The organism is Leptolyngbya sp. NK1-12 (genome assembly GCF_032598965.1).
Taxonomy (GTDB): domain Bacteria; phylum Cyanobacteriota; class Cyanobacteriia; order Elainellales; family Elainellaceae; genus Elainella.
In genome coordinates this window covers 1,062,004-1,083,394 of sequence record NZ_CP053587.1, presented here as the reverse complement: position 1 = coordinate 1,083,394, position 21,391 = coordinate 1,062,004, and the positions used below count along the sequence as shown (strand labels likewise).

20 protein-coding genes are annotated in these 21,391 nt (G+C 51.0%); 11 read left to right on the top strand and 9 right to left on the bottom strand.

What is annotated here, in order from left to right; genetic code table 11:
- Positions 1-73 precede the first annotated feature (73 nt).
- Positions 74-3,508 (top strand): PAS domain S-box protein, encoded by a 3,435-nt coding sequence (locus HJG54_RS32710; protein WP_316436014.1) that lies wholly within the window; start codon positions 74-76, stop codon positions 3,506-3,508.
- A gap of 187 nt (positions 3,509-3,695) precedes the next feature.
- On the opposite strand, the gene HJG54_RS32705 is transcribed toward HJG54_RS32710, so the two are convergent.
- From HJG54_RS32705 to HJG54_RS32695, 3 genes are all read right to left on the bottom strand, one after another.
- Positions 3,696-4,976: a transposase gene (locus HJG54_RS32705; protein ID WP_316435595.1), complete on the bottom strand. Its 1,281-nt coding sequence runs from the start codon at positions 4,974-4,976 to the stop codon at positions 3,696-3,698.
- A 193-nt stretch (positions 4,977-5,169) separates the two neighbouring features.
- Positions 5,170-5,673, bottom strand: coding sequence for a YbaK/EbsC family protein (locus HJG54_RS32700; RefSeq protein WP_316436013.1), 504 nt, complete (start codon positions 5,671-5,673; stop codon positions 5,170-5,172).
- Positions 5,674-5,694: 21 nt separating this feature from the next.
- Positions 5,695-5,991, bottom strand: coding sequence for a GNAT family N-acetyltransferase (locus HJG54_RS32695; protein WP_420717443.1), 297 nt, complete (start codon positions 5,989-5,991; stop codon positions 5,695-5,697).
- On the opposite strand from HJG54_RS32695, the gene HJG54_RS32690 reads away from it, so the two are divergent.
- Genes HJG54_RS32690 through HJG54_RS32680 form a run of 4 tightly spaced genes read left to right on the top strand, consistent with a single transcriptional unit; the run spans position 5,883 to position 7,865 of the window.
- Entirely contained in the window at positions 5,883-6,749 is an 867-nt protein-coding gene (locus HJG54_RS32690; protein ID WP_316437105.1) for a BTAD domain-containing putative transcriptional regulator, read from the top strand. The genes HJG54_RS32695 and HJG54_RS32690 overlap by 109 nt on opposite strands.
- Complete coding sequence (locus tag HJG54_RS35670) at positions 6,670-6,942, top strand: WD40 repeat domain-containing protein (RefSeq protein ID WP_420717420.1); 273 nt, start codon at positions 6,670-6,672, stop codon at positions 6,940-6,942. Before HJG54_RS32690 ends, HJG54_RS35670 begins: the two co-directional genes overlap by 80 nt.
- A complete protein-coding gene (locus tag HJG54_RS32685; protein ID WP_316436012.1) occupies positions 6,849-7,241 on the top strand; it encodes a WD40 repeat domain-containing protein in 393 nt (130 codons plus the stop codon). Before HJG54_RS35670 ends, HJG54_RS32685 begins: the two co-directional genes overlap by 94 nt.
- A gap of 36 nt (positions 7,242-7,277) precedes the next feature.
- On the top strand, positions 7,278-7,865 hold the full coding sequence (locus tag HJG54_RS32680; RefSeq protein ID WP_316436011.1) for a Uma2 family endonuclease: 588 nt from the start codon (positions 7,278-7,280) through the stop codon (positions 7,863-7,865).
- Here the strand turns inward: HJG54_RS32680 and HJG54_RS32675 are convergent.
- The 4 genes from HJG54_RS32675 to glpK form a co-directional block, all read right to left on the bottom strand.
- Entirely contained in the window at positions 7,862-8,305 is a 444-nt protein-coding gene (locus tag HJG54_RS32675; protein WP_316436009.1) for a GNAT family N-acetyltransferase, read from the bottom strand. The genes HJG54_RS32680 and HJG54_RS32675 overlap by 4 nt on opposite strands.
- Positions 8,306-8,711: 406 nt before the next feature.
- Complete coding sequence (locus HJG54_RS32670) at positions 8,712-10,571, bottom strand: monovalent cation:proton antiporter-2 (CPA2) family protein (protein WP_316436008.1); 1,860 nt, start codon at positions 10,569-10,571, stop codon at positions 8,712-8,714.
- Positions 10,561-11,220: an NAD(P)H-dependent oxidoreductase gene (locus HJG54_RS32665; protein WP_316436006.1), complete on the bottom strand. Its 660-nt coding sequence runs from the start codon at positions 11,218-11,220 to the stop codon at positions 10,561-10,563. The genes HJG54_RS32670 and HJG54_RS32665 overlap by 11 nt, the downstream gene beginning before the upstream one ends.
- A 710-nt stretch (positions 11,221-11,930) precedes the next feature.
- On the bottom strand, positions 11,931-13,415 hold the full coding sequence (gene glpK, locus HJG54_RS32660; protein ID WP_316436004.1) for a glycerol kinase GlpK: 1,485 nt from the start codon (positions 13,413-13,415) through the stop codon (positions 11,931-11,933).
- Between the two features lie 266 nt (positions 13,416-13,681).
- Here glpK and HJG54_RS32655 point away from each other — a divergent pair, with 266 nt between their 5' ends.
- Complete coding sequence (locus tag HJG54_RS32655; RefSeq protein ID WP_316436001.1) at positions 13,682-15,124, top strand: PepSY-associated TM helix domain-containing protein; 1,443 nt, start codon at positions 13,682-13,684, stop codon at positions 15,122-15,124.
- A 55-nt stretch (positions 15,125-15,179) separates the two neighbouring features.
- Here HJG54_RS32655 and HJG54_RS32650 read toward each other — a convergent pair whose 3' ends face one another.
- Complete coding sequence (locus HJG54_RS32650; RefSeq protein ID WP_316436000.1) at positions 15,180-15,974, bottom strand: Uma2 family endonuclease; 795 nt, start codon at positions 15,972-15,974, stop codon at positions 15,180-15,182.
- 326 nt (positions 15,975-16,300) lie between these two features.
- On the opposite strand from HJG54_RS32650, the gene HJG54_RS32645 reads away from it, so the two are divergent.
- The 4 genes from HJG54_RS32645 (at position 16,301) to HJG54_RS32630 (ending at position 20,253) form a co-directional block, all read left to right on the top strand.
- On the top strand, positions 16,301-18,397 hold the full coding sequence (locus HJG54_RS32645; RefSeq protein ID WP_316435999.1) for an iron uptake porin: 2,097 nt from the start codon (positions 16,301-16,303) through the stop codon (positions 18,395-18,397).
- A gap of 23 nt (positions 18,398-18,420) precedes the next feature.
- Complete coding sequence (locus tag HJG54_RS32640) at positions 18,421-18,561, top strand: hypothetical protein (protein WP_316435997.1); 141 nt, start codon at positions 18,421-18,423, stop codon at positions 18,559-18,561.
- Positions 18,562-18,772: 211 nt separating this feature from the next.
- Positions 18,773-19,537, top strand: a complete 765-nt coding sequence (locus tag HJG54_RS32635) for an alpha/beta hydrolase (RefSeq protein WP_316435995.1) — start codon at positions 18,773-18,775, stop codon at positions 19,535-19,537.
- 86 nt (positions 19,538-19,623) lie between these two features.
- Entirely contained in the window at positions 19,624-20,253 is a 630-nt protein-coding gene (locus HJG54_RS32630) for an alpha/beta hydrolase (protein ID WP_316435993.1), read from the top strand.
- 23 nt (positions 20,254-20,276) lie between these two features.
- Here the strand turns inward: HJG54_RS32630 and HJG54_RS32625 are convergent, their stop codons facing one another.
- Positions 20,277-20,690: a hypothetical protein gene (locus HJG54_RS32625; protein WP_316435992.1), complete on the bottom strand. Its 414-nt coding sequence runs from the start codon at positions 20,688-20,690 to the stop codon at positions 20,277-20,279.
- A gap of 127 nt (positions 20,691-20,817) precedes the next feature.
- Between HJG54_RS32625 and HJG54_RS32620 the strand changes: the two genes are divergently transcribed.
- Positions 20,818-21,300, top strand: coding sequence for a DUF2165 family protein (locus HJG54_RS32620; protein ID WP_316435991.1), 483 nt, complete (start codon positions 20,818-20,820; stop codon positions 21,298-21,300).
- Positions 21,301-21,391 lie beyond the last annotated feature (91 nt).

The window sequence follows — 21,391 nt, the reverse complement described above, 5'->3', positions numbered from 1 at the left end:
TTGCCAATTTTCTGCCTGTGGCGTGAAATAACCCTCCACTGCTGATCCGCGCTGCTGACCTCCGCTGTTGACCATGCCAAAGCTCAATTCGCTCACCCTAGATTGTGTCGTTGCCACCGGAAGTGTCGTCATAGCTCTCCTGCTGATGTTCGGCCTCGATCCTTGGTTAGGGATGACCAAAACCCCATTTCTATTATTTTTCGGCTCTGTGCCGATTGCAGCCCTATATCGGGGTCGGCGGGGCGGCCTCATAGCCACGGTGCTGTCGGCCCTGCTAGCCAACTATTTCTTTATAGCTCCTACCCATGCCTTCTCGCTCGACACGGTGGGCAGTGGCAGAACAATTATTTTCCTGCTAGAAGGCATTCTGATTAGCATTCTGATTGGTTCACTGCGTCGTGCCCAACAGCAAACTAAAGCAAGCCTACGGCAGCTAAAAGCAAGCGAATCTAAATTTCGTCGTTTGGTTAATTCTAACGTCATTGGTGTAGTATCAGCAGATATTTATGGCGCTATCACTGATGCTAACGATGCGTTTCTCAATAGCGTTGGCTACACTCGCGCCGATCTAGTAGCCGGACGAATTCGTTGGGATGAGATGACACCAGCAGATTTGAAACATTTAGATAGATCTGCCTACGAAGAACTGCTTACCAAAGGGAAAAATACACCCTACGAAAAAGCATTCATGGGCAAGCAGGGGCAGCGCGTGCCGGTGGTGGTGGGAACAGCGCTGCTAGAAGATAATCCAGAACAAATCATCAGTTTCATTCTCGATGTCAGCGAACGCAAACGAGCCGAGCAGCAGTTAGCCATTCAATACACCATCGCACGCGCTTTGGCTGAGGCAACCGCCATTAGTGATGCAATATCCCTAGTCTTGCGGTCGCTTTGTGAAAGCCTGGGTTGGCAGATAGGCTGTTTTTGGCGAGTTGACCCGCAGACCCAAACCCTACGCTATCTGCATGGCTGGTATTCCCCCAGACTAGATGCCACTGCCTTGATCCAGATTAACCAAACCATGACCTTTACCGCAGGCATGGGCTTACCGGGTCGGATCTGGGAAAGGGGCGAAGCCACGTGGATTCGCGATGTAGCTGAAGATGCTGCTTTTCCAAGAAAGGCGGTTGCCTTGGAGGTGGGGCTGCGCAGCGTATTTGGGTTTCCGGTTTCGCTGAATCAAGATATTTTAGGCGTAATTGAATGCTTTAGTGATCAGTATCAAGAACCCGATCAGAACTTACTGCAGATGATGACAGCTATTGGTAGTCAGATTGGGCAGTTTATAGAACGGAAACAGACCGAAGAAGAACTTCAAGCCAGTCAGGCCCTGTTTCAAAGCTTCATGAGTTACTGCCCCATCAATGCCTATATCAAAGATGAATTGGGATGTTATGTGTATGTCAATCCCAGCGTGGAGCGCGCTTTTAACCGCCCTCTGGTCGAGTGGCTGGGTAAGACCGATTTTGATTTCTTTGCCGCTGATGTCGCCCAAACGTTTCGAGCCAATGATCGGGCCGTCTTGCAATCTGGACAGATGATTCAAGTGGTTGAGCTAAATCCGCTCGACGATGATCAGCCCCATTACCTTTCGGTCAAATTTCCGCTCAAAGATGCAACCGGACGCTCCCTGTTGGGCGGAATGTCAATCGATATCAGCGACCGCAAACGCTTTGAAGTCGAACGCGAACGATTGCTCCAGCAGCTGGAAACCAGCCTCGGACAGCTAGAAGCCGTGATTAACAGCATGACTGAGGGGTTGGTGATCGCCGATCCGCAGGGCAACATCTTGATGTTTAACCCAGCAGCGCTAGCTCTGCATGGATACGACAGCCTGGAGCAGGTGCAGCATCATCTCCGCGAGTTTCCCAACACCATCGAAGTGCATGATTTGCAGGGGAATTTCGTTCCTATCGAGCAGTGGCCCATCTCTAGAGCCTTGCAGGGTGAAACTTTCTCGAACTGTGAAATTCAGGTCCACCGTCGTGATACGGGTAAAACCTTTATAGGTAGCTACGGCGGCACACCTGTTTTGGACAAGCAAAACCAGGTCATTTTAGCAATTGTCACGATTCGAGATGTGACGGCTCAAAAACAGGCCCAAGCCGAACTGGCTCGCAGCTTAGCCGCAGAAACCGCCGCTCGAGCCGAAGCCGAAGCCGCCAATCGGATCAAGGATGAATTTTTAGCCGTACTGTCCCACGAGTTACGCACCCCTCTCAACCCGATTCTGGGTTGGATCAGACTTTTACGCAACGGCCATCTCGACACCCAACAGACCACACGTGCCCTAGAAACGATCGAGCGCAACACCAAATTGCAAATTCAATTGATCGACGATTTGCTAGACATTTCCCGCATCCTGCGCGGCAAACTGGTATTGAATGTTGGCCCCGTCGATTTAGTTGCCGTGATTGAAGCAGCAAAAGAAACAGTGCGGTTGGCAGCAGAAGCGAAGGGAATTGAGCTGAGATTTATAGTGAGACAGGCCGTGGATGAGTGGGTGAGTGGACCGGTGAATGAATCTCCGAACACCTCAACGCCTCTCCAGGTCATGGGCGACTTCAATCGCTTGCAGCAAGTAGTGTGGAATCTGCTCTCAAATGCCCTTAAGTTTACCCCCAATGGCGGTCAGGTAACCGTGCGGTTGGAGCAGGTTGGTGAGGGTGGTAGGGGAGATAGGGGAGATAGGGGAGATAAGGGAGATAGGGGAGCAGGATCGTCCTCACCTTCCCCATCTTCCTCGTTCGGCGAGGCTCACGAGCCGCCATCTTCCCTCGTTCGGCGAGGCTCACAAGCCGCATCTCCCCCATCACCTCCACCCACCCACCCCTACGCCCAAATTACCGTTACCGACACCGGCAAAGGCATTTCGCCGGAATTTCTGCCTCACATCTTCGAGTATTTCCGTCAGGCCGATAGTTCAATCACACGTCAATTCGGCGGTTTGGGCCTCGGTTTAGCAATTGCGCGCCAAATTGTTGAACTGCACGGAGGGACGATCGAAGCTGCTAGCCCTGGAGAAGGCCAAGGAGCCACATTCACTGTGACTCTACCGTTGTGGGTGAAGCCAGTTGCTGCAAAGCCAGAAGAGATAAGGCGTGAATCTCCTAGCGCCCCTCCCCTGCCCCTTGCTGCTATCCGGATTCTGGCTGTAGATGACGAAACAGACAATCTGGAGTTGGTGCGATTTATCCTGGAGCAATCCGGAGCAACCGTTAGAGCCAGCACTTCAGCTACGGAGGCTCTCCAGCAAGTGGAGCAATTCCAGCCCGATGTTTTGCTGACCGACATCAGCATGCCTGAGATGGATGGCTACACCCTACTTCACAAGATTCGAGAATTACTGCCCGAAGGTGGACAGATCCCAGCCATTGCCCTAACCGCCTATGCCGGAGAATTCAACCAGCAGCAGGCATTGGCTGCAGGCTTTCAGCAACACATCGCTAAACCTGTAGAACCAGATACGCTAGTGAGTTCGATTACAATGCTGCTTAAATCCCAGTAAATTAACTCGCTATCAGGCACTTGGCGTTCCTGAAGTGTGGTTCTGGCAGGATGGCACTTTCACGCTTTATCATTTGGCACAACCACACTATCATCAGGGCGAAGCATTTGCGAAATGAATCTAAGGCATAGCTGCAGAGCTTCTGACGCAAATGCTTCGCCCCTGCAGCAATTCTCAGTATGGAAAATCAACTGGTGTTAGGTGGGATTTCTAGCTCTAAACCCTCAAGCATAAAGGTGAGCAGGTGATCCCAATTGTTGAAATACAGGTAACGGGTCAACGCCCGCAAATCATCAAAAAAGGTTTTGCGAGTGGGCAAATGAGATCGCAACAGCTTGTATTTCTGGTCGAGCAACTCCAGTAAGGTATGAAACAGCAGGGACAGGATGTTGAGGGTAGCGAGGAATGAAGCAAGATGCTGCTTGCCATGCCCAAAATTGTGTTCGAGGTTGTAGCCCTTGGTCTTGAGGGTGTTGTTATTCTCGTTTTCCACCTTCCAGCGGGTACGACCGGCTAGGACGACCTCTGCCACAGTGTCGTCGGTAATTGGATGATTGGTGGCAAAGGAATTTTTGTAGACTACCTTCCCATCTGGGCGGCTCACCGTCAGTTCGCACCAATTCACCAAGAGCGCATCATCCCCATCTTTGAGGGGCACGTCGTTGAGGTAGCGGTAGGTATAGGTTTCCTCGACCTTTCCAGTCCAACGTTTGGTCGTCACTGTCGGTAAATCAATGCCTTCGAGATGCTCATAGAGGGTAGCGTGAGACTCCGGACGGCATACCAGAATGAAGTCGAATTGTTGAGCTAAGAGCTGTTGGCATAAGGGTTGATGACAGTAGAGGTCATCGCCCAAAACCGTTACATTGAAGGCACGGTAGCGTTGTCCGTACTGCAAAAACCACCGTTTGGCGGCTGCATTCTCACAGTCTTGTTTGTCATGCCCATCTTGCGGTACGACAAACTCAGGCACCAATGGAATCACCTGAGATTGACCCGGACAAACGATGACTGGAGTGACCACACTATGAAAATAGTACATCTCTCCTGACTTCAACTGGCGCGTTGAACACTGCGGGCAATGGATTTGGCTCGAACCGAAGTATTCGGTGCCATCGATTGCCATGAGCAGAGTGTCGGCAAACGAGCGCAATCTCTTCAACTGTCCCTGTTGCTCCAACACCTGCAAGATTTCCTCAAAGATGGGAAATACCTGCTCTGGTTTCACCCCATCGAGCAACGCCCGAATCTGGTTGTCACTCGGTATCTGATGTACTCCAAACAGACTTTGGGCATTACTATGACCTTTACTGCCCTCCATCATTCGCTGGTATGCCAGAAATGACGGGGTTTGGGTGAAGAACACGCTAAACGCGCTCAAGGCTGCATCTTCCATCCCATAGCGGGTATTCTTGCCCGTGCGTTTGTCCGGTAGCGAGGACAGGCGCTGGCGAAAGGAACCAACTATTGTGTCAAACAACCCCCGTTCTTTCAACGGTTCTGGCTCTCTTGGCTCTCTTAGATGTTCTTACAATACCGATATTTCCAGGACTTGAACAGCTTTTCGCCAAAATGAGAATTGCTGTCGCCCCTGCCAGAATTATGGCTAATTAACCAGACTTGATATAATTGAATGCTTGACAACATCAGTATAATCAAACTTATCGCACCGAAATAATTCGGCCATTGATCATCCGCTCAATATCAGCAGAACTGAGCCTAAACACAGCGTTGGGGGTTCCTGCCGCCGCCCACAGCTCCTCATATTGCAGCAAATCTTCATCAATGTAGGTTTCGATCGTTTCTTGATGCGCCACCGGGGGAACGCCGCCGATCACAAACCCGGTTTTCGCGCGAACAAAATCAGCAGTGGCTTTCTCAATCGGTTCTGCCACAATTTCACTCAGGCGTTTCTCATTCACACGATTGGCCCCACTGGCAAGCACCAAAATTGGCTTACCCGATTCTTTGGCTCGAAACACAAGAGATTTCATAATTTGCGGAACAGTACACCCAATTGCTTCAGCCGCTTCCTGAGCCGTTCTGGTACTGGATGGCAATTCAACAACCTGAAGGTTTAAGCCCATTGCTGAGAGAGCGGCTTGAACTTTCTGGATACTTGTGCTCAATTTCTTGGTCGATTCACCATTTAAGTTCATATTCATTAAATCGCCTCTATTGATCAATCAAACTAACCGTAACATGTAGTGATAGAAAGCTTCGTCTCTAACGTAGTTGCGGGATTCATACAGTGTTTGAGCAGCGGTATTCGTAATTTGGGTTGCTAAAACAATGCGAACTGCACCAGTATCTTGTGCATATTGTTCCGCTGCATCCATGAGTAAGTTGGCAACTCCCTGTTTACGGTAATTCTCTGCCACAAACAGGTCATTCTTCTTGCATCGGCGATAGTTATGCTGCCCTGATGCGCTCCTACCGTCTAATCGGGGATCGAGCTGCCGCCCTGCGCATTTATCACCAATGCATCACCACCCTGCGAGAGGAACTGGGGATTGATCCTAGCCCGACGACTCGCCAACTCTATGAGCAATTGTTGCAGGAGGAAGAGATCGGGAGGGCAAGAGAGCAGGGAAGTAGGGGAGTAGAAGAGACGACTACTCCCACAACTCTTACTCCCCCTACTCCCACACTCCCTAACTTCGATTGGGGCGAGGCGATCGATGTCTCTACTTTCTATGGTCGGGAGATTGAACTGGCAACCCTTCAGCAGTGGGTGAACAATCACTGCCGCCTGATCCTACTGCTGGGCATGGGTGGAATTGGTAGGACGGCACTATCCGTGAAAACGGCGCAGGAACTGATTCAGAATTCAGGGCCTGCTCAAAAGTTTGAGTTTGTGATTTGGCGATCGCTTCGCAATGCCCCACCTTTAGAAACACTGTTGTCCGATTTGGTGTCGTTTTTATCAGGTCAGCAGGACACCAGGATGGAGGTTGGACGGTTAGTTCATTGGTTACGCACTCATCGCTGCCTAATTATTCTCGACAATTTGGAAACAATCTTTCAAGCAGGCGATCGCGCTGGACAATGCCGTCCAGGGTATGAAAATTACAGTGAATGGCACAAACTGTCTGTGGGATGTGAGTACGGGACAGATCATTCGGGTCATTCCTGCCCAGACGAATTGGATACGAAATCTTGTGTTTACTTCAGATGGCAGCATATTGGCAAGTCATGCGGATGGAACAACGATTATTTTTTGGGATGTCAAAACAGGTGACGTTGTCAAAACATTTGAGGGAGAAGCCGATCGCATCTTACGAGTCGCATTCAGTCCTGATGGCGCGATCATAGCAACAGGTGGGCATGGCGTGAAACTTTGGGATGTGCAACTGGCAAATGTTTCAGGCAGTGGCAAGCCCACAATAGCCAGATCTGGTCAATTGCCTTTAGCACGGATGGCAGGTGGTTAGTCAGTGGAGGGGACGACCGAATCGTCAGATTATGGGATGTAAATACGGGTAAACCTGTAAGCGTATTTGAAGGACATCAGAATGTGATTCACACCGTTGTATTCAATGCCGATAACACGTTGATCGCCAGCAGCAGTGCCGATGAAACCATCAAAATTTGGGATGTGCAAACAGGCGAATGTCTAAAAACTCTCAGAGCCGATCGCCCCTACGAAGGCATGGACATCACTGGAGTCACAGGATTAACGGATGCTCAAAAGTCAGCGTTGAAGGCATTGGGAGCAATAGAATTCAATTAAAATAGGGGCAGGTGGGTCATAGGAGATGCGATCGCCATGGTTCAGTTGTTGGACAAAACTCATGATCAGTTGATCACCCTTCCTGGCACATGGGAAGGATTCAAACTAGTTCAACAAGGATTGCAGGACTCTCCGGGTGCAAGATTAGCGTTTTACGATGGAGTGATAGAAATCCTAATGCCAGGGGAATTGCATGAGGTTTTTGCTCACATCATCGGCTATTTGATCACAACTTTTTTGACAGAGAAGGGAATTCCGTTTGTCCCTACTCGGCAAAAAGACCAGGAGCGAGAAGGGTTAGCGTTTGTTCAAGCTGACGAGTCCTATTGCTTGGGGCGATCGAAACCCATTCCAGATTTATCCATTGAGGTGGTATTGACGAGTGGTGGAATCAGTAAACTCACTCGCTATCAGGCACTTGGTGTTCCAGAAGTGTGGTTCTGGCAGGATGGCACTTTTGCGCTTTATCATCTTGGTGCTGATGGCTACCAGCGCATTGAGCAGAGCCAATTACCTGGACTCGAAACATTAGATATTGAACTGCTGAGACGTTGTGTTTTAGTAGCTGAAACAGACGTAGCTGAGGCAATTCGCACGTTTCGCAAGGCGATCACCAACGGCTAATGTAATCGCAATGCATAGTGATAGAAAGCTTCGTCTCTAACGTAGTTGCGGGATTCATACAGCGTTTGAGCAGCGGTATTCGTAATTTGGGTTGCTAAAACAATACGAACTGCACCAGTATCTTGTGCATATTGTTCCGCTGCATCCATGAGTAAGTTGGCAACTCCCTGTTTACGATAATTCTCTGCCACAAACAAGTCATTCAAAATCCAAACTCGCTGCATCGATACCGACGAAAAGCTGGGATAAAGTTGAGTAAATCCAACCATGTTCTGATTATCCATAGCCACAAAAATGACAGAATCCCGATGCTGGAACCGTTCATCCAGGAATTGCTTGGCGGCATCAAGATCAGAAGCCTGGTTGTAGAAAACACGATACTGATCAAACAGGACTGCCAGATGGTCAATGTGTTCAGCTTGAGCTAAAGAGATACGCATCACAAAACTTCCCCATCACGTAGTTGATAAACGGCATTTTTGACGCTGACTCCATCTTTGGTAATGCTGGAAAATATTCTATCTGGCAACAACTGGATGCGAGCAACCTTGAAGGCTACATGGACGGTAAAAACGATTTCATCAGGGCAATGGAAACCGTGCACTTGCATGGAGCAGATTGCACCCACGCTAAAAATTTAGGATCAGCCTGTACAGAATTTTGTGTCAATTTGGCCTTAGCTTCGCTTCTTCCTGCGCGGCTGAAGCCGCAAAATAACATGTCAATATTGACAGACTCAGCTCAGTTGATCGGAACGGTTTTGGAACGGAACTGGATCGCTTGGCTCGGTAACTTAGGGTTAGCAACCGATACGATTCGGAGAATGCTGAAACCAGCAATAGCTGACTATTGGCCGTCTTGTTGCTGCGCCAACAGATCCCAGGCTCGATCCACCTCATGAACCACTTCCCGTTCGTCAGATTGCAGAATTTGCTCTAGATCTTCACTCAACTGTCGCGATCGGGCCATCAACGCTGAATCATCTTCCGCCATCGCCGCCATATCATGCAGGGCTTCCTCATCATGATGCCTAAAGGTCTGAGCGGCCCGGTGTGCTCGATAGGAGCGGACTCCCAGCAGTTTGAGGGCTTCAACTCCCATATCCAAGGCCGAGCTAAACGTTTCCCGCTGAATTACATCTACCTCACGTCGAATCAGCTCATAGGCATGGCGTCGGTCGATCGCCCGCGCCAGAAGTTTCAGGTCTGGAAAGTGTTTCCGCGCCAGATCGACCATTTCCAGGATTTTCTCGCTATCGTCAATCGCGATCACCAGCAGCTTGGCCTGGTCGGCACCGGCAGCATAGAGCAAATCGATCCGCGAGGCATCACCGTAAAACACCTTCCAGCCAAATCGGCGCAGCAGTTCAATCTGGGCGGGATTGTGTTCCAGCACCGTAATCGAACAGCCATTTGCCAGCAGCAACCGGCCGACAATCTGCCCGAAGCGGCCAAATCCAGCAATAATCACCGGATTTTCGTTGTCGTCGATTTCGTCAGCCTCCCGCTCGTCGGACGTAATGGCAAAGCGCGGTTCGATCAATCGGTCATAGGCAATCATAAACAGCGGCGACAGCAGCATCGAGAGGGCAACCACCGCAATCAAAATTCCGGCCAGATTTTCCGATAGCACATTGCTCTGAGCCGCAAAGGAAAACAAGACAAAGGCAAACTCATCTCCCTGCACCAGGGCAAAGGCAAACAAAATACTTTGGCTCAGCCCCAGTTTGAACAGCGTACCTAACCCAATCAACAGCCCGGATTTGAAAATGGAAACACCGATAATCAGCCCGACAATCAGCAGCGGTTGTCCCAGGACTAAATTAAAATCAATACTCGCTCCCACCGAGAGAAAAAACAAGCCCAGCAGTAAGCTCTGAAACGGTTCAATTGTGCTCATTAGCTCATGCCGGTATTCGCTCTCCGCCAGCACTACCCCAGCAACAAACGTGCCCAAGGCCGGAGATAGACCAACCGCTTGCATTGCTAAAGTAATCCCCACCACCAGCAGCAGCGCCGTAGCCGTGAAGATTTCCCGCAGCCGTGTCGCCGCAATAAAGCGAAACACCGGACGCATCAAGAACCGCCCACCCACGACAATGCCCGCCACCGTCGTGATCACCAGCAGAGTTTGCTGCCAGCCCGCCAGCCCAGTTTGGGCAGCAGCAGCTTGATCCACCGCCGGATTTGCCGCCAGTAGGGGCAGCAGCGCCAGAATCGGAATCACCGCCACAGCCTGAAACAGCAATACCGAAAAAGCAGACTGGCCTCCCGGCGTTCGCATCAGTCCCCGTTCGGTCAGGGTTTGAACGCCAATCGCCGTAGAAGAGAGCGGCAGGATCAGGGAGATAGCCAGAGCCGTCTGCCACGATAACCCCAGCAGCAGGCCCACCCCCGATAGCAGCACCACATTGGCAATCATCTGCAACCCGCCCAGTCCCACAATCGGCATGCGCATTCGCCACAGCAAATCCGGCTGAAGCTGTAGGCCCACCAAAAACAGCATCATCACCACGCCAAACTCAGCGAAGCGCATCACATCCTGACCTTCTTGCCCCACCAAACGCAGACCAAACGGGCCGATAATCACCCCGGCAATCAGATATCCCAGCACCGACCCCAACCCCAAGCGTTTAGAGATGGGCACTGTGATCACGGCAGCCGTCAGATACACGAACGCCTGAAAAAACAAATTCTCATTGGACATGCAGGGATGGCTCCACTGGATGATTCACTGGATTATTCGTTAGCTTGTTCGCATACAAATAATGATTCAGGTATAGATGTTGCGGCAGTTGCTGCCAATCAATTACATCGTCGCGCAAAGCCGCGATTGCGGTGCGATACTCTTCCACGCACAAAGCAATTTGATCGGCTTCCCGCAGTTGATGGGTGCCATGAATCACAAACGGCGGTAAATACTCCATGCCACAGAGGCGAGCCGTTTGCTCAAAGGGCGTCAACAGTTCGCGGACAGTAAAGTAGTTGTGCCCCTGTCGGCAATAGGCTTGTTTGCTGCCGCCGGTGGTAATGGCCGAAAGTACTTTTTTTCCTTGCAGGGCCGTGCCATTGTGACCGTAGGCAAAGCCATACTCCAAAACCAGATCTTGCCATTCCTTCAGAATCGCTGGACTGCTGTACCAGTAGAAGGGATGTTGAAACACAATAATGTCATGGGCCAGCAGCAGTTCTTGCTCCCACTTCACATTGATGTGGAAATTGGGATAGTGCTCATATAGATCGTGAATGGTAATCGAATCCGTTTCGCGCATCGCCCTAATCAACTGCCGATTAATGCGTGACTTCTCCAAGGCAGGATGGGCAAAGAGAATCAGAATTCGATTTGGCTGGCCCATTGCTTTCATCCAGTCATCCCAACGTAGTGTACAGCTCAGTTTCTAGCGAGCTTGTCGAGTAAATCCTCAATTGGCACAGTAACAGATTGGTCTCGGAAGAGCAATAGAGTTAGGATGCCGAAGGCAGCAGCAGCCAGCAATCAAAAGCCAAGAGCAGGCAGAAAGCAAGGCAGCAGCCCATCTGTAACCGACTCAGCGAAGGCAGGGCAGATACCGCTTGATTTCGATTCAATTGCAAAATCATTTTGGTTTACAGTCTTTCAGTTTGTCGGTCTGGGTACACCGGTCTGGGTACACCGGCCTGGGTACACCCGTTTGCTGACACCCGTTTGCTGACACAGCGACAAGATGCTTCGTGAGGGAATTGAGAGGCTTAAGGATCACGGTCAATTACCCATTGCAAAATCTAATTCGGAACATTGAAATCAACGGCGTAGGAACACCTTAACCAACGCAATTGCCGCATTAAGTCAGTCCATTTAGATTATTTGAACGATTTTTGAACGATTTTTGAACGATTTGTAGCGCAAGGTCTCGCTTGCGGTGGGCAAGATGCCCACACTCCATTGATCGTTTAATTGGGTTGAATGACTTCAACGAAATCCAAGTTTGTGCACTCCACTCCGCAAACGCTACCAAAGCAAAGCACAATAGCCAGCAACCCCACCCCATCTTCCTCGTTCGGCGAGGCTCACGAACCGCCATCTCCCCTACCGCTGCCGCGCCTGCGCAACAGCCCGCTGCCAACCATTTCGTAAAGACTGCCGCTGCTCTGCAGTAATAGCAGGTTCAAAGCGTTGGTCAATTTGCCAGAGTCGGACTACTTCCTGTTCACTTTCCCAGTAGCCCACAGCCAGTCCGGCCAGATAGGCGGCTCCCAAGGCTGTCGTTTCGGTGACTTTGGGTCGCACCACAGGGATGCCTAGCACATCGGCCTGAAACTGCATCAGCAGATCATTGCGGGAGGCACCGCCATCGACCCGCAGTTCCGAGAGGTGGAGTTGGGCATCCTGCTGCATCGCGTCGAGTACGTCTGCGGTTTGGTAGGCAATGCTTTCGAGGGCAGCCCGGGCAATATGAGCCGCCGTAGAGCCACGGGAGAGTCCGACAATCGTACCGCGAGCGTAGCTATCCCAGTAGGGGGCACCCAGTCCCACAAAAGCGGGCACAAAGTAAACGCCACCATTATCGGGAACGCTATAGGCCAACGCTTCCACCTCTTCACTCCGCTTGATGATACCCAGTCCATCCCGCAGCCACTGCACCACAGCTCCGGCAATAAACACACTGCCTTCCAGAGCATAATCGGTGCGGCCCTTCACGCCCCAGGCTACCGTGGTTAGCAGTTTGTGGGCTGAGGCAATCGGCTGATCGCCAGTGTTGAGCAGCATAAAACAGCCCGTGCCATAGGTGTTTTTGGCCATGCCGGGTTGCAAACAAGCCTGTCCAAAGGTGGCAGCCTGTTGGTCTCCTGCAATGCCAGCAATCGGGACTTGCGCACCTAATAGACCTGGGGCGGTATGTCCATAGACCTCGGAAGAGCTGCGAACCTCTGGTAGGAGACTCCGGGGAATATTCAACAGGTTGAGCAATTCCTCATCCCAATCACCGGTGTGGATATTGTAGAGCAGAGTGCGGCTGGCGTTGGTGACATCGGTAATGTGCAATTCGCCCTGGGTCAGTTTCCAGATCAGCCAACTATCAATCGTGCCAAAGGCTAGCTCACCGCGATTGGCTTTTTCCCTAGCGTTGGGGATGTTGTCCAGCAGCCATTTCAGTTTGGTGCCGCTAAAGTAGGCATCGATCACCAAGCCGGTTTTCTGTTGAAACAGGGTTTCCTGTCCGGCGGCTTTCAGCTGATCAGCCAACTCAGCCGTGCGCCGATCCTGCCACACAATAGCGTTGTAAATCGGGTGCCCAGTACTGCGATCCCAGACGACGGTGGTTTCCCGCTGATTGGTAATGCCAATGGCGGTAATGTCGCGGGCTGAAATACCAAGCCGGGCTAGGGCTTCGTTCGCTACCCCAATCTGCGAGGACCAGATCTCTTCGGCATCATGCTCGACCCAACCCGACTGGGGAAAGATTTGCGGAAATTCCTTCTGGGCCAGGGAAAGCACATTGCCTTGGCGGTCAAACACAATGGCGCGAGAACTGGTTGTACCTTGATCAAAGGCGAGGATGTATTGCGTCATAGAGTTGTTCTGAATTTTGACCTGATTTTCACCACGGCATGGGTTTGTCATCCCAACAGAAAACCACCTGTGGGTCCATTATCCGGCAACATGGTTACCTGGGCTACATTGGCAGCCCTCATCTGCAACCAAACGCCATCGCTTGGACAACTTCAAGCAAAGATTTGTAAATGTTTGACGCTCTGTCTTTTGACAGTGCTTGGGCTGTAGGAGATAGTTTTTCCGCTCCTAGTTTTCGTTTTCTAGCTCTTGTTAACAGCATGCATATGGGTAAATCTCCAACCGCTCCTAAAGCAACATCAGCAACCGAATCTCCAGGCAATCGCTTTTATCGTACCGTTTGGCGTTGGCATTTCTATGCTGGATTGTTCGTCATCCCCTTCATGATAATTCTGGCCGCCACAGGGATTGTTTATCTGTTCAAGCCTCAGCTAGACACCGTGATGTATCACAATCTGATGGTTGTACAGCCTAACGGCACAGCCCTCGCGTTTACAGAGCAGGTCGAACGTGCCCAGGCAGCCTTTCCCACTGCAACTGTCACTCAAATTACACCCAATATCGCGCCAGATCGCAGTACAGAAGTGCTGTTGACCACCGCAGACGAGCGCAATCTCATGGTGTTTGTCGATCCCTACACAGGTCAAGTGTTGGGCCAGCGCGATGAAGACCATAACCTGCAGGCGATTGCTCGCAAAATTCACGGTGACTTACTGATTGGTCAGACGGGTGATTATCTCGTGGAGTTAGCTGCCTGTTGGGGTCTGGTGCTGTTAATTACGGGGCTGTATCTGTGGTGGCCGCGCCATCGGTTTGCCGTGCTAGGAACGCTAATTCCGCGTCTATGGAGTTCCAACCAACGCATATTCTGGCGCGATTTACATGCGGTACCCGGTTTCTATGGTCTGCTCCTGATTGGATTTCTGATCCTCACTGGCTTGCCCTGGACTGGCTTTTGGGGAGATACCTTTGCTCAGGTGTGGGGGAGATTTCCAGCTCAGATGTGGGATGAGATTCCTGAATCTACTATCTTGACTGGCTCCCTCAATCAACGGGGTCAGGTTGTGCCTTGGGCCGTGGAACAATTACCCATGCCGCAATCGCATCTATCTGGAGCAAATCACGCCGGCCATGGTCACGGCGGTTCTGCTGCAACCAACGAAGCGGCGTCTGCACCTCGGGTCAACCTCGATTTTGTGATCGCCCTCGCCCAGGCCAAAGGTGCACCTCCTGGTTTTAGCGTCACCCTGCCAGAGGGAAAAACAGGTGTATACACAGTTTCTGCGTTCCCCAACGATCCGAGGCAAGAAGTAACGATGCACATTGACCAGTACAGTGGTGAAGTATTGGCAGATGTACGCTGGAGCGATTATGGACTGGTTCCTAAAGCCGTAGAGATGGGAACCGCGATTCACATGGGCAAGTACTTTGGCATTGCCAATCAATTACTGATGCTGGTGGCGGCTTTGATTGTCATGCTGCTTTCGATCACTGGAGCCGTGATGTGGTGGCAACGGCGGCCTAGGGAATCAGGGTTGCTTGGTGCTCCGGCCATGCCGCCCTATAGCCAAAATTGGCGAGTTCCCTTAATCATCGTAGCCATATTAGGATTTGCATTCCCGTTAGTCGGTATTTCTCTGGTTATTGTTCTATCACTAGACTATTTTGTTCTATCGCGCATTCCCGCTCTCAGGCAGATTTTTTATTAATTCACAGTTCATAAGCCGTAATCAGAGGAATTCTATTGCTTTTCCCCACAACAATTCAGAGTGCGTCTGGGTCGATGTTCAATTCGCGTAGCTTAGCAGCTAGCTTCTGGTTGCGAGCTTCTGCTTCAGTAATTTGCTGTTGCGCCTGAGCGATTTGTTGCTGCGCCTGCGTAACTTGTTCTTCAGCTAGATCGGCTCTTTGCTGTTCTGCGCGGGCTGCCTCTTCTGGGGTCAATACTAGCTGGCCTTCTGGGGTAAAAAAGCGTAACTGCTGATCCTGAATGCCCAAAAATAGCTGAAGCTGCTGACTCCAACGCCAGCCCTGTGGATTCGGCTGAATTGGTTCATACTGTCCGTCAACCAGATGAAATCCCTCAAACTCTAAGCTGACGGGATCAAACCAGAAGTAGTCGGGGGTGCGAAACGTATTCTGATAGATCTGCTTTTTCAATCCCCGGTCGGTTTTGGCGGTTGAGTCAGACAGTAACTCAATAATCACGTTGGGATAATTACCGTCTTCTTCCCACACCACCCAACTTTTGCGCGGCTTTCGTTCAGTGTTAAGCGCCACAAAGAAATCGGGACCACGGAAGTCCTCGGATTTGCGCTGATTGGGACTGTAGTAGACCGTGAGATTGCCAGCCGCAAAGAAGTCGTTGCGGTCACGCCAGTACCATTCGAGGCAGGAGAGCAGCAACAGCAGTTGGCGTAAGTGAAAGTAGGTTTCCAACGGCGGTTCGTCACTGTAGAGGTCGCTGGGAGGAAAGACAGGCGTTTCTGCTCCACTCTGTACTGCATCGGCAAGGGGAGGCGTCTCTGGATGCGCAGTTTCCTGATTGGCGATGGACATAGCAGCTCAGCCGAGAAACAGTACAGCTATTCTACTCGATCCCACCTGGTCCAGCAGTGAATGGCTCGTTTCTTGCTATTGACAGCACCCATTGGCTGACCTAAAGTCCAAGACTTCGTTTTCAGTTGTTACAGGATTCTTGCAAAACCGTAATTCGGTGTAAAGTGAAAACGTTGGCTTCCTCACACTCGATTTCTTATAGGCATGCTTTTCTTATCGTAGCCCTGCTGCGGTGGAATGGCGGTGTTAAACCTTGTGAGAATCCTACAGGTCTAGTAGGATCCTTGCGAGTGGTGTTTACCTTTGAACGGTGTGGAGTGGGCAACGTGAGCAATCAATTATGGAATCAGCTAGCCCTGATCGGGATTGGTGCGGCGGTCTGGGGCATGTCGGTTGGGATGGCAGTGCCGGTCATTGCGGTAGATGCAGCAACCCCAGATGCAGCAACCCCGGAAGCGCGAGAAATCGCCTCGCCTGCAGATGACGACGAACGCGGAGAGGATCTGGAGCAAGAACCAAATTCCCAAGCGGAAACAGCCGCCATTCCGGGTTCAGGGTCTGATTCGGAACAGGCAAATCAACAGCATTCATCTGCAAATACACCAATTGATTCGCACCAAACCATAGAAAGAATTGATGCAGGTCAAAATCAGGTACCGGATGCAGAAGAGTCTGGCACCGAGCCACCTATTACTGCCGCTGATGCTCCCTTACCCATTGCTCCAGCCCCCTTACCTGAGACGTCCCCACCCGACCCGCCGTCAACTGCACCCACTGCTACACCGGGGGCTACTGCCCTCAGTATCCCCAGCAACGGGGCCAGAACCAGCTCAATGGCGCAGTTAACCTCAGTGAGTGAACTGGCCGATGTACAGCCTAGCGACTGGGCCTATAAAGCACTGCAATCGTTGGTAGAACGCTATGGTTGTATTGTCGGATATCCCGATGGCACCTTTAGAGGGGAACGGGCTTTGAGCCGCTATGAGTTTGCTGCGGGATTGAATGCCTGTCTCGATCGCATCAGCGAGCTAATCGAAGCTAGTACCGCCGATCTGGTCACTGAAGAGGATCTAGCAGTGCGGCAACGGCTGGCCGACGAATTCCAGACGGAACTAGCCGTTTTACGGGGCCGGGTTGATGGACTAGAAGCGCGAGTGGCCGAACTAGAAGCCAATCAGTTCTCAGCAACTACAGTGCTGCGGGGAAACGCAATCTTTGCCGTGGCTGATGTCTTTGGCGAAGGCGATAATAACCAAACTGTGTTTCAGCATCGAGAGAACTTGAGCTTCGTCACCAGCTTCACTGGAGATGATGTGCTGCTGCTCAGCCTCTATGCTGGCAATACTTCCTTTGGCAGCTTGAATGCTGATCCACCCTACACAGGTGTATTTGATCGACCTGGTACTGAGGTGGATGTTCTGGTTGGCGGAGTGGAGCGTCCAGTGAAAGTCTCTACAGCAGAAGGTACCCTCTCGTCCCAACTTTCAGCTCTAACCACAGATACATTACAAGTGCGGGTTGCGTCCTACAGCTTTCCGATTAATCGGCACATCAACATTGCCTTTGCCCACGGCTTTGCTCAATTTCAACTCTATGCTCCTACCCTGAACCCCTATCTGAGCGATTTCGAGAGCGGCACCGGTGCAATTAGTGTATTTGGCGAATACAATCCCATTTATACGCTAACAGGCGGCGGTACCGGCTTGATTTTCAACGCTACGCCGTTTGACGATGCCCTCCAACTCACGGCTGGCTATTTGGCTGATGGCTTGGCGGCTGGCGATCCTTCACCGGGCAGCGGCTTGTTTAATGGCGGCTACGGATTCCTGGGACAGCTCACCTGGAACGTTACAGACAATTTTTCAATCGCTGGGGTCTACATCAACCAATACTCTCCCTCTGGGCGTTTTGGCTTTAACTACAATGGTTTAGAAGTGGCCGGAACCGCTGTCGCTAACACGCTGGCGGGGCAGGATCTTTTGGCTAGTCGCTTTACTGGTGGTCTGGTTACAACCATTGAGGACTCGCCCGTAATCACCAACGGATATGGGGCACAGTTCAACTGGCAACCCAGTTCCCGCTTTTCGATCAGCGGTTGGTTTAGCACCTTCTATCCTCGCTTGATTGGCGAAGGCGATGGTAATATTCTCACCTATGCGTTAACGTTTGCATTTCCCGATCTGTTCCGTCGAGGCAATTTGCTGGGCTTGGTTGTGGGCGCAGAACCCTATTTGACTCGCATGGGTGGCGATCCGCAGGATTTTGATGTGGATGTCCCGCTGCATATTGAGGCGTTTTATCGTCATCGCGTTACTGACAATATTTTTATTACGCCTGGTGTGATCTGGCTAACAGCTCCAAATCAGGACAACGACAACCCCGATGCGGTGATTGCTACGCTCAGAACGACGTTTTTATTTTAGGGGCTGAACGCAAACTATGAATTGTGGCAATTAGTCTCATGGATCTGAAAATTACCTGCGCTTGTCTGCTGGGAACAACCGGACTTTGGGATGTCGGGATTGAAGGCGGTCGCATTACAGCGGTTGCACCCTCAGTTGAATCAACAATTGCTCAAACACGCTGAGTAGGAGAGCGGCGTTTCTATCCACAAGGTTGAAATCTACGTTTTCTATCCGTTTGTAGTTATCTTAACCTTGACAACACCAATGTAAGGCGATAATGTTTCAGTACTACGATTGGTTCGACGTATTCGTAGTCTGATATAGCTTTTTCAAGATAGCGCTTCCGGTCTTTCTGGAATTATTTAGGATTGTAACATCAACGAAGTAATTAAAATGATCACTAAAGTAATTACTGCATCAATTACTAGCTCCATTACCAAAGCTGTTACCAAAATCATCGGTTTGAGTGCAGCTAGTATTTTACTTTCCACTGCCAGCGCCTCGGCTGTAGAGACAATTACCCTGCGGTATTACGGCTCGGACCCGAACGTGCCTTCTGAAACCACGATCACACTCGATGAAATCAAGCAATTCGTTAACTCAGGCGCAGGCGCATTACCGCAGCAGGCAAGGGAATTTTTAGACTTAAATCGTCAGGATCCTACGCTCATCCAACGAGCACTCGCGACACCAATTCAGCTGCCAGGAACCCTAGAAACGGTAGAGGCAGAGTTTCTTGACAGCTCGATTGGTCGCTTTGTGGTGGCGCAACTGCAGCGATTGATTCAAGGATCTTCGGAACTGACCGACCTACGGACAGCGGTGCGAACCTCGATCCAGGATCGGCAAATTTCCGTGCTAGAAGTATTGGAAAACTATCCAGTTCCTGAAGTCACACTCAACATTACTGGATTGGTCACAACCTATAACGATGTCAGCGCCTTTGTAGAGCGGATTTTGCCAGCCCTTGAGGTCGCTAAAGACTATTTACAAAGAATTGTCTGCGACTGTGAAGCACCTACGACTGCATCAACATCTGCATCGACGTCTACAGCTGCATCAACATCTGTATCGACACCTGACTCGCCGCAAACTCAACTGACATCTAATACAGCCGTCAACTGTCTCGATCAGCACACCGCTACCCAAACTCCCTGACGGGTAGATGGGTGTAGCGCCCTACTGTCTGGGATCCCTCAGATTAACTGGTTGATTTGTGCATTCAATTCACCTAAAAATTTCCTATGAAAATTGTTTCCCTCGTTGATTGTTTGCCTCGGTTTGGCCCAGTCGGATGCAGAGTTCTCGGTTTTGGCAGCTTAATTGGTATGGGAGCGGCGGCCCTATTTGCGGCTACTCCGGTGCGGGCGGCGGAGCGGGTTGTGTTTACCTTCGGTCCCCTAGGACGCTCAATTCCCGTTGCCGATTTGCAAGCACTAGCCGAAACCGGCCAAACCACCCGGCAGATTCGCTGGTATCTGAATGTCGCTAATTTAGAGGTTGAAACCTTGCAGCAGGTGTTAACCCAGGAGGTAGGGGTGAGCCTGCGATTGGTGGATCGGGTTGGCAACTCGCTGCCCGGTGAATTTGTGCTGGATCAGGTTGGGAATACGCTGCATACCAGATCACGGCGGGCTAATGTGCAGGCGCTCCGCTCGGCGCTGGTTTTGTCGCTCAGCGATGACAATCAGCTTTCGCTGCTGGAGTTTCTGCAAAACTACCCAACTCAGGAACTGTACGTTGATGGCCGATCGCTGCTCAGCTTTGCTAGGGATGTGCAGGGGATTGTGAATCGAGTTGAACCGATTGTGGCTGCGGTGCAAACGGTGCTAGAGGGTTTAGTTTGCGATTGTGAACCGGCCCGGAATCGCTAGTCCTGCATCAGCCTTACCCATGCTCAACAACCTGCATCGCCTTGAACAGGAATCTCTACGGTGTGTTCGCCCTTCTGAACACGCATGATTCCATCAACGGCGACTGATTCAATTTCTCCCGGTTCACCGAGCGTCACATCGACTTGAACCTGCATACTGCCATCCTGACTGACAAAGGTTTGAGAGGTATGTTGTCCGTAGAACTCTTCGCCCGATGCTGCCGTGCGGCGAAAGCGGACAAACTCACCGTTAATCTTCATCAGCGTCAACTCTCGCCCTGGCTGTTGCGCCAGTCGATTAAAAAATAAATACCCAGAGGGACGCGGCCCATCTGCTTGCTTCCAGAGACTCATGCCGCAACCTCCGCCGTCTTGATTGAACAATTCCTCAGATGTGAATAGCTGCACATCCAAAGCGGCTGGGCTATTGGTAGACAATGGTGATGAATTGAGAGATGAATCTACAGATGGCGGAGATGAACCAGAACCCATCTGCCACCCTTCTGAAAAACAAGCAGAGAGAGGGCCGCTGCAGATTAGGGTTATGAGCAAGGGGAGGAATTTCATGATTGAACGTATCTCTAAAATTATTCTAGTTGCTACTATTGCTTGTTTTTTCACGCTGGTCGTCTTCAATAATCTGACTGACTATGGCACCAACTTTGCCTATGTGCAGCATGTGCTGCTGATGGATACGATTTTCCCAGAAAGTAAGCTAACCTGGCGAGCCATTACTTATCCCCCGTTACAGCACCTGATCTACTGGAGCATTATTGCCTGGGAAGCGATGACGGCTCTCCTGTGCTGGACGGGAGTGCTGCGGCTCAGTCAAGCCCTCAAGGCAGATATCTCTGACTTCGATGCCGCCAAATCCTATGCGTTGATTGGCTTAACGGCGAGTTGTGTGCTGTGGCTGCTGGCCTTCTTTTGCATTGGTGGCGAGTGGTTTGTCATGTGGCAGTCTCCGGTGTGGAACGGTCAGCCGACGGCGTTTCGCATGTTTACCATCTCTAGCATTGTGCTGCTGTGGCTGCGGCAACCAGATTGAGTGGGGTCTCTGAACCCTATTCATCCAGGTGGAGGATGGCGATAGTAGATTCGGCCTTGCATGATGGGGAAACAAGCGCAGAGGTCAATCT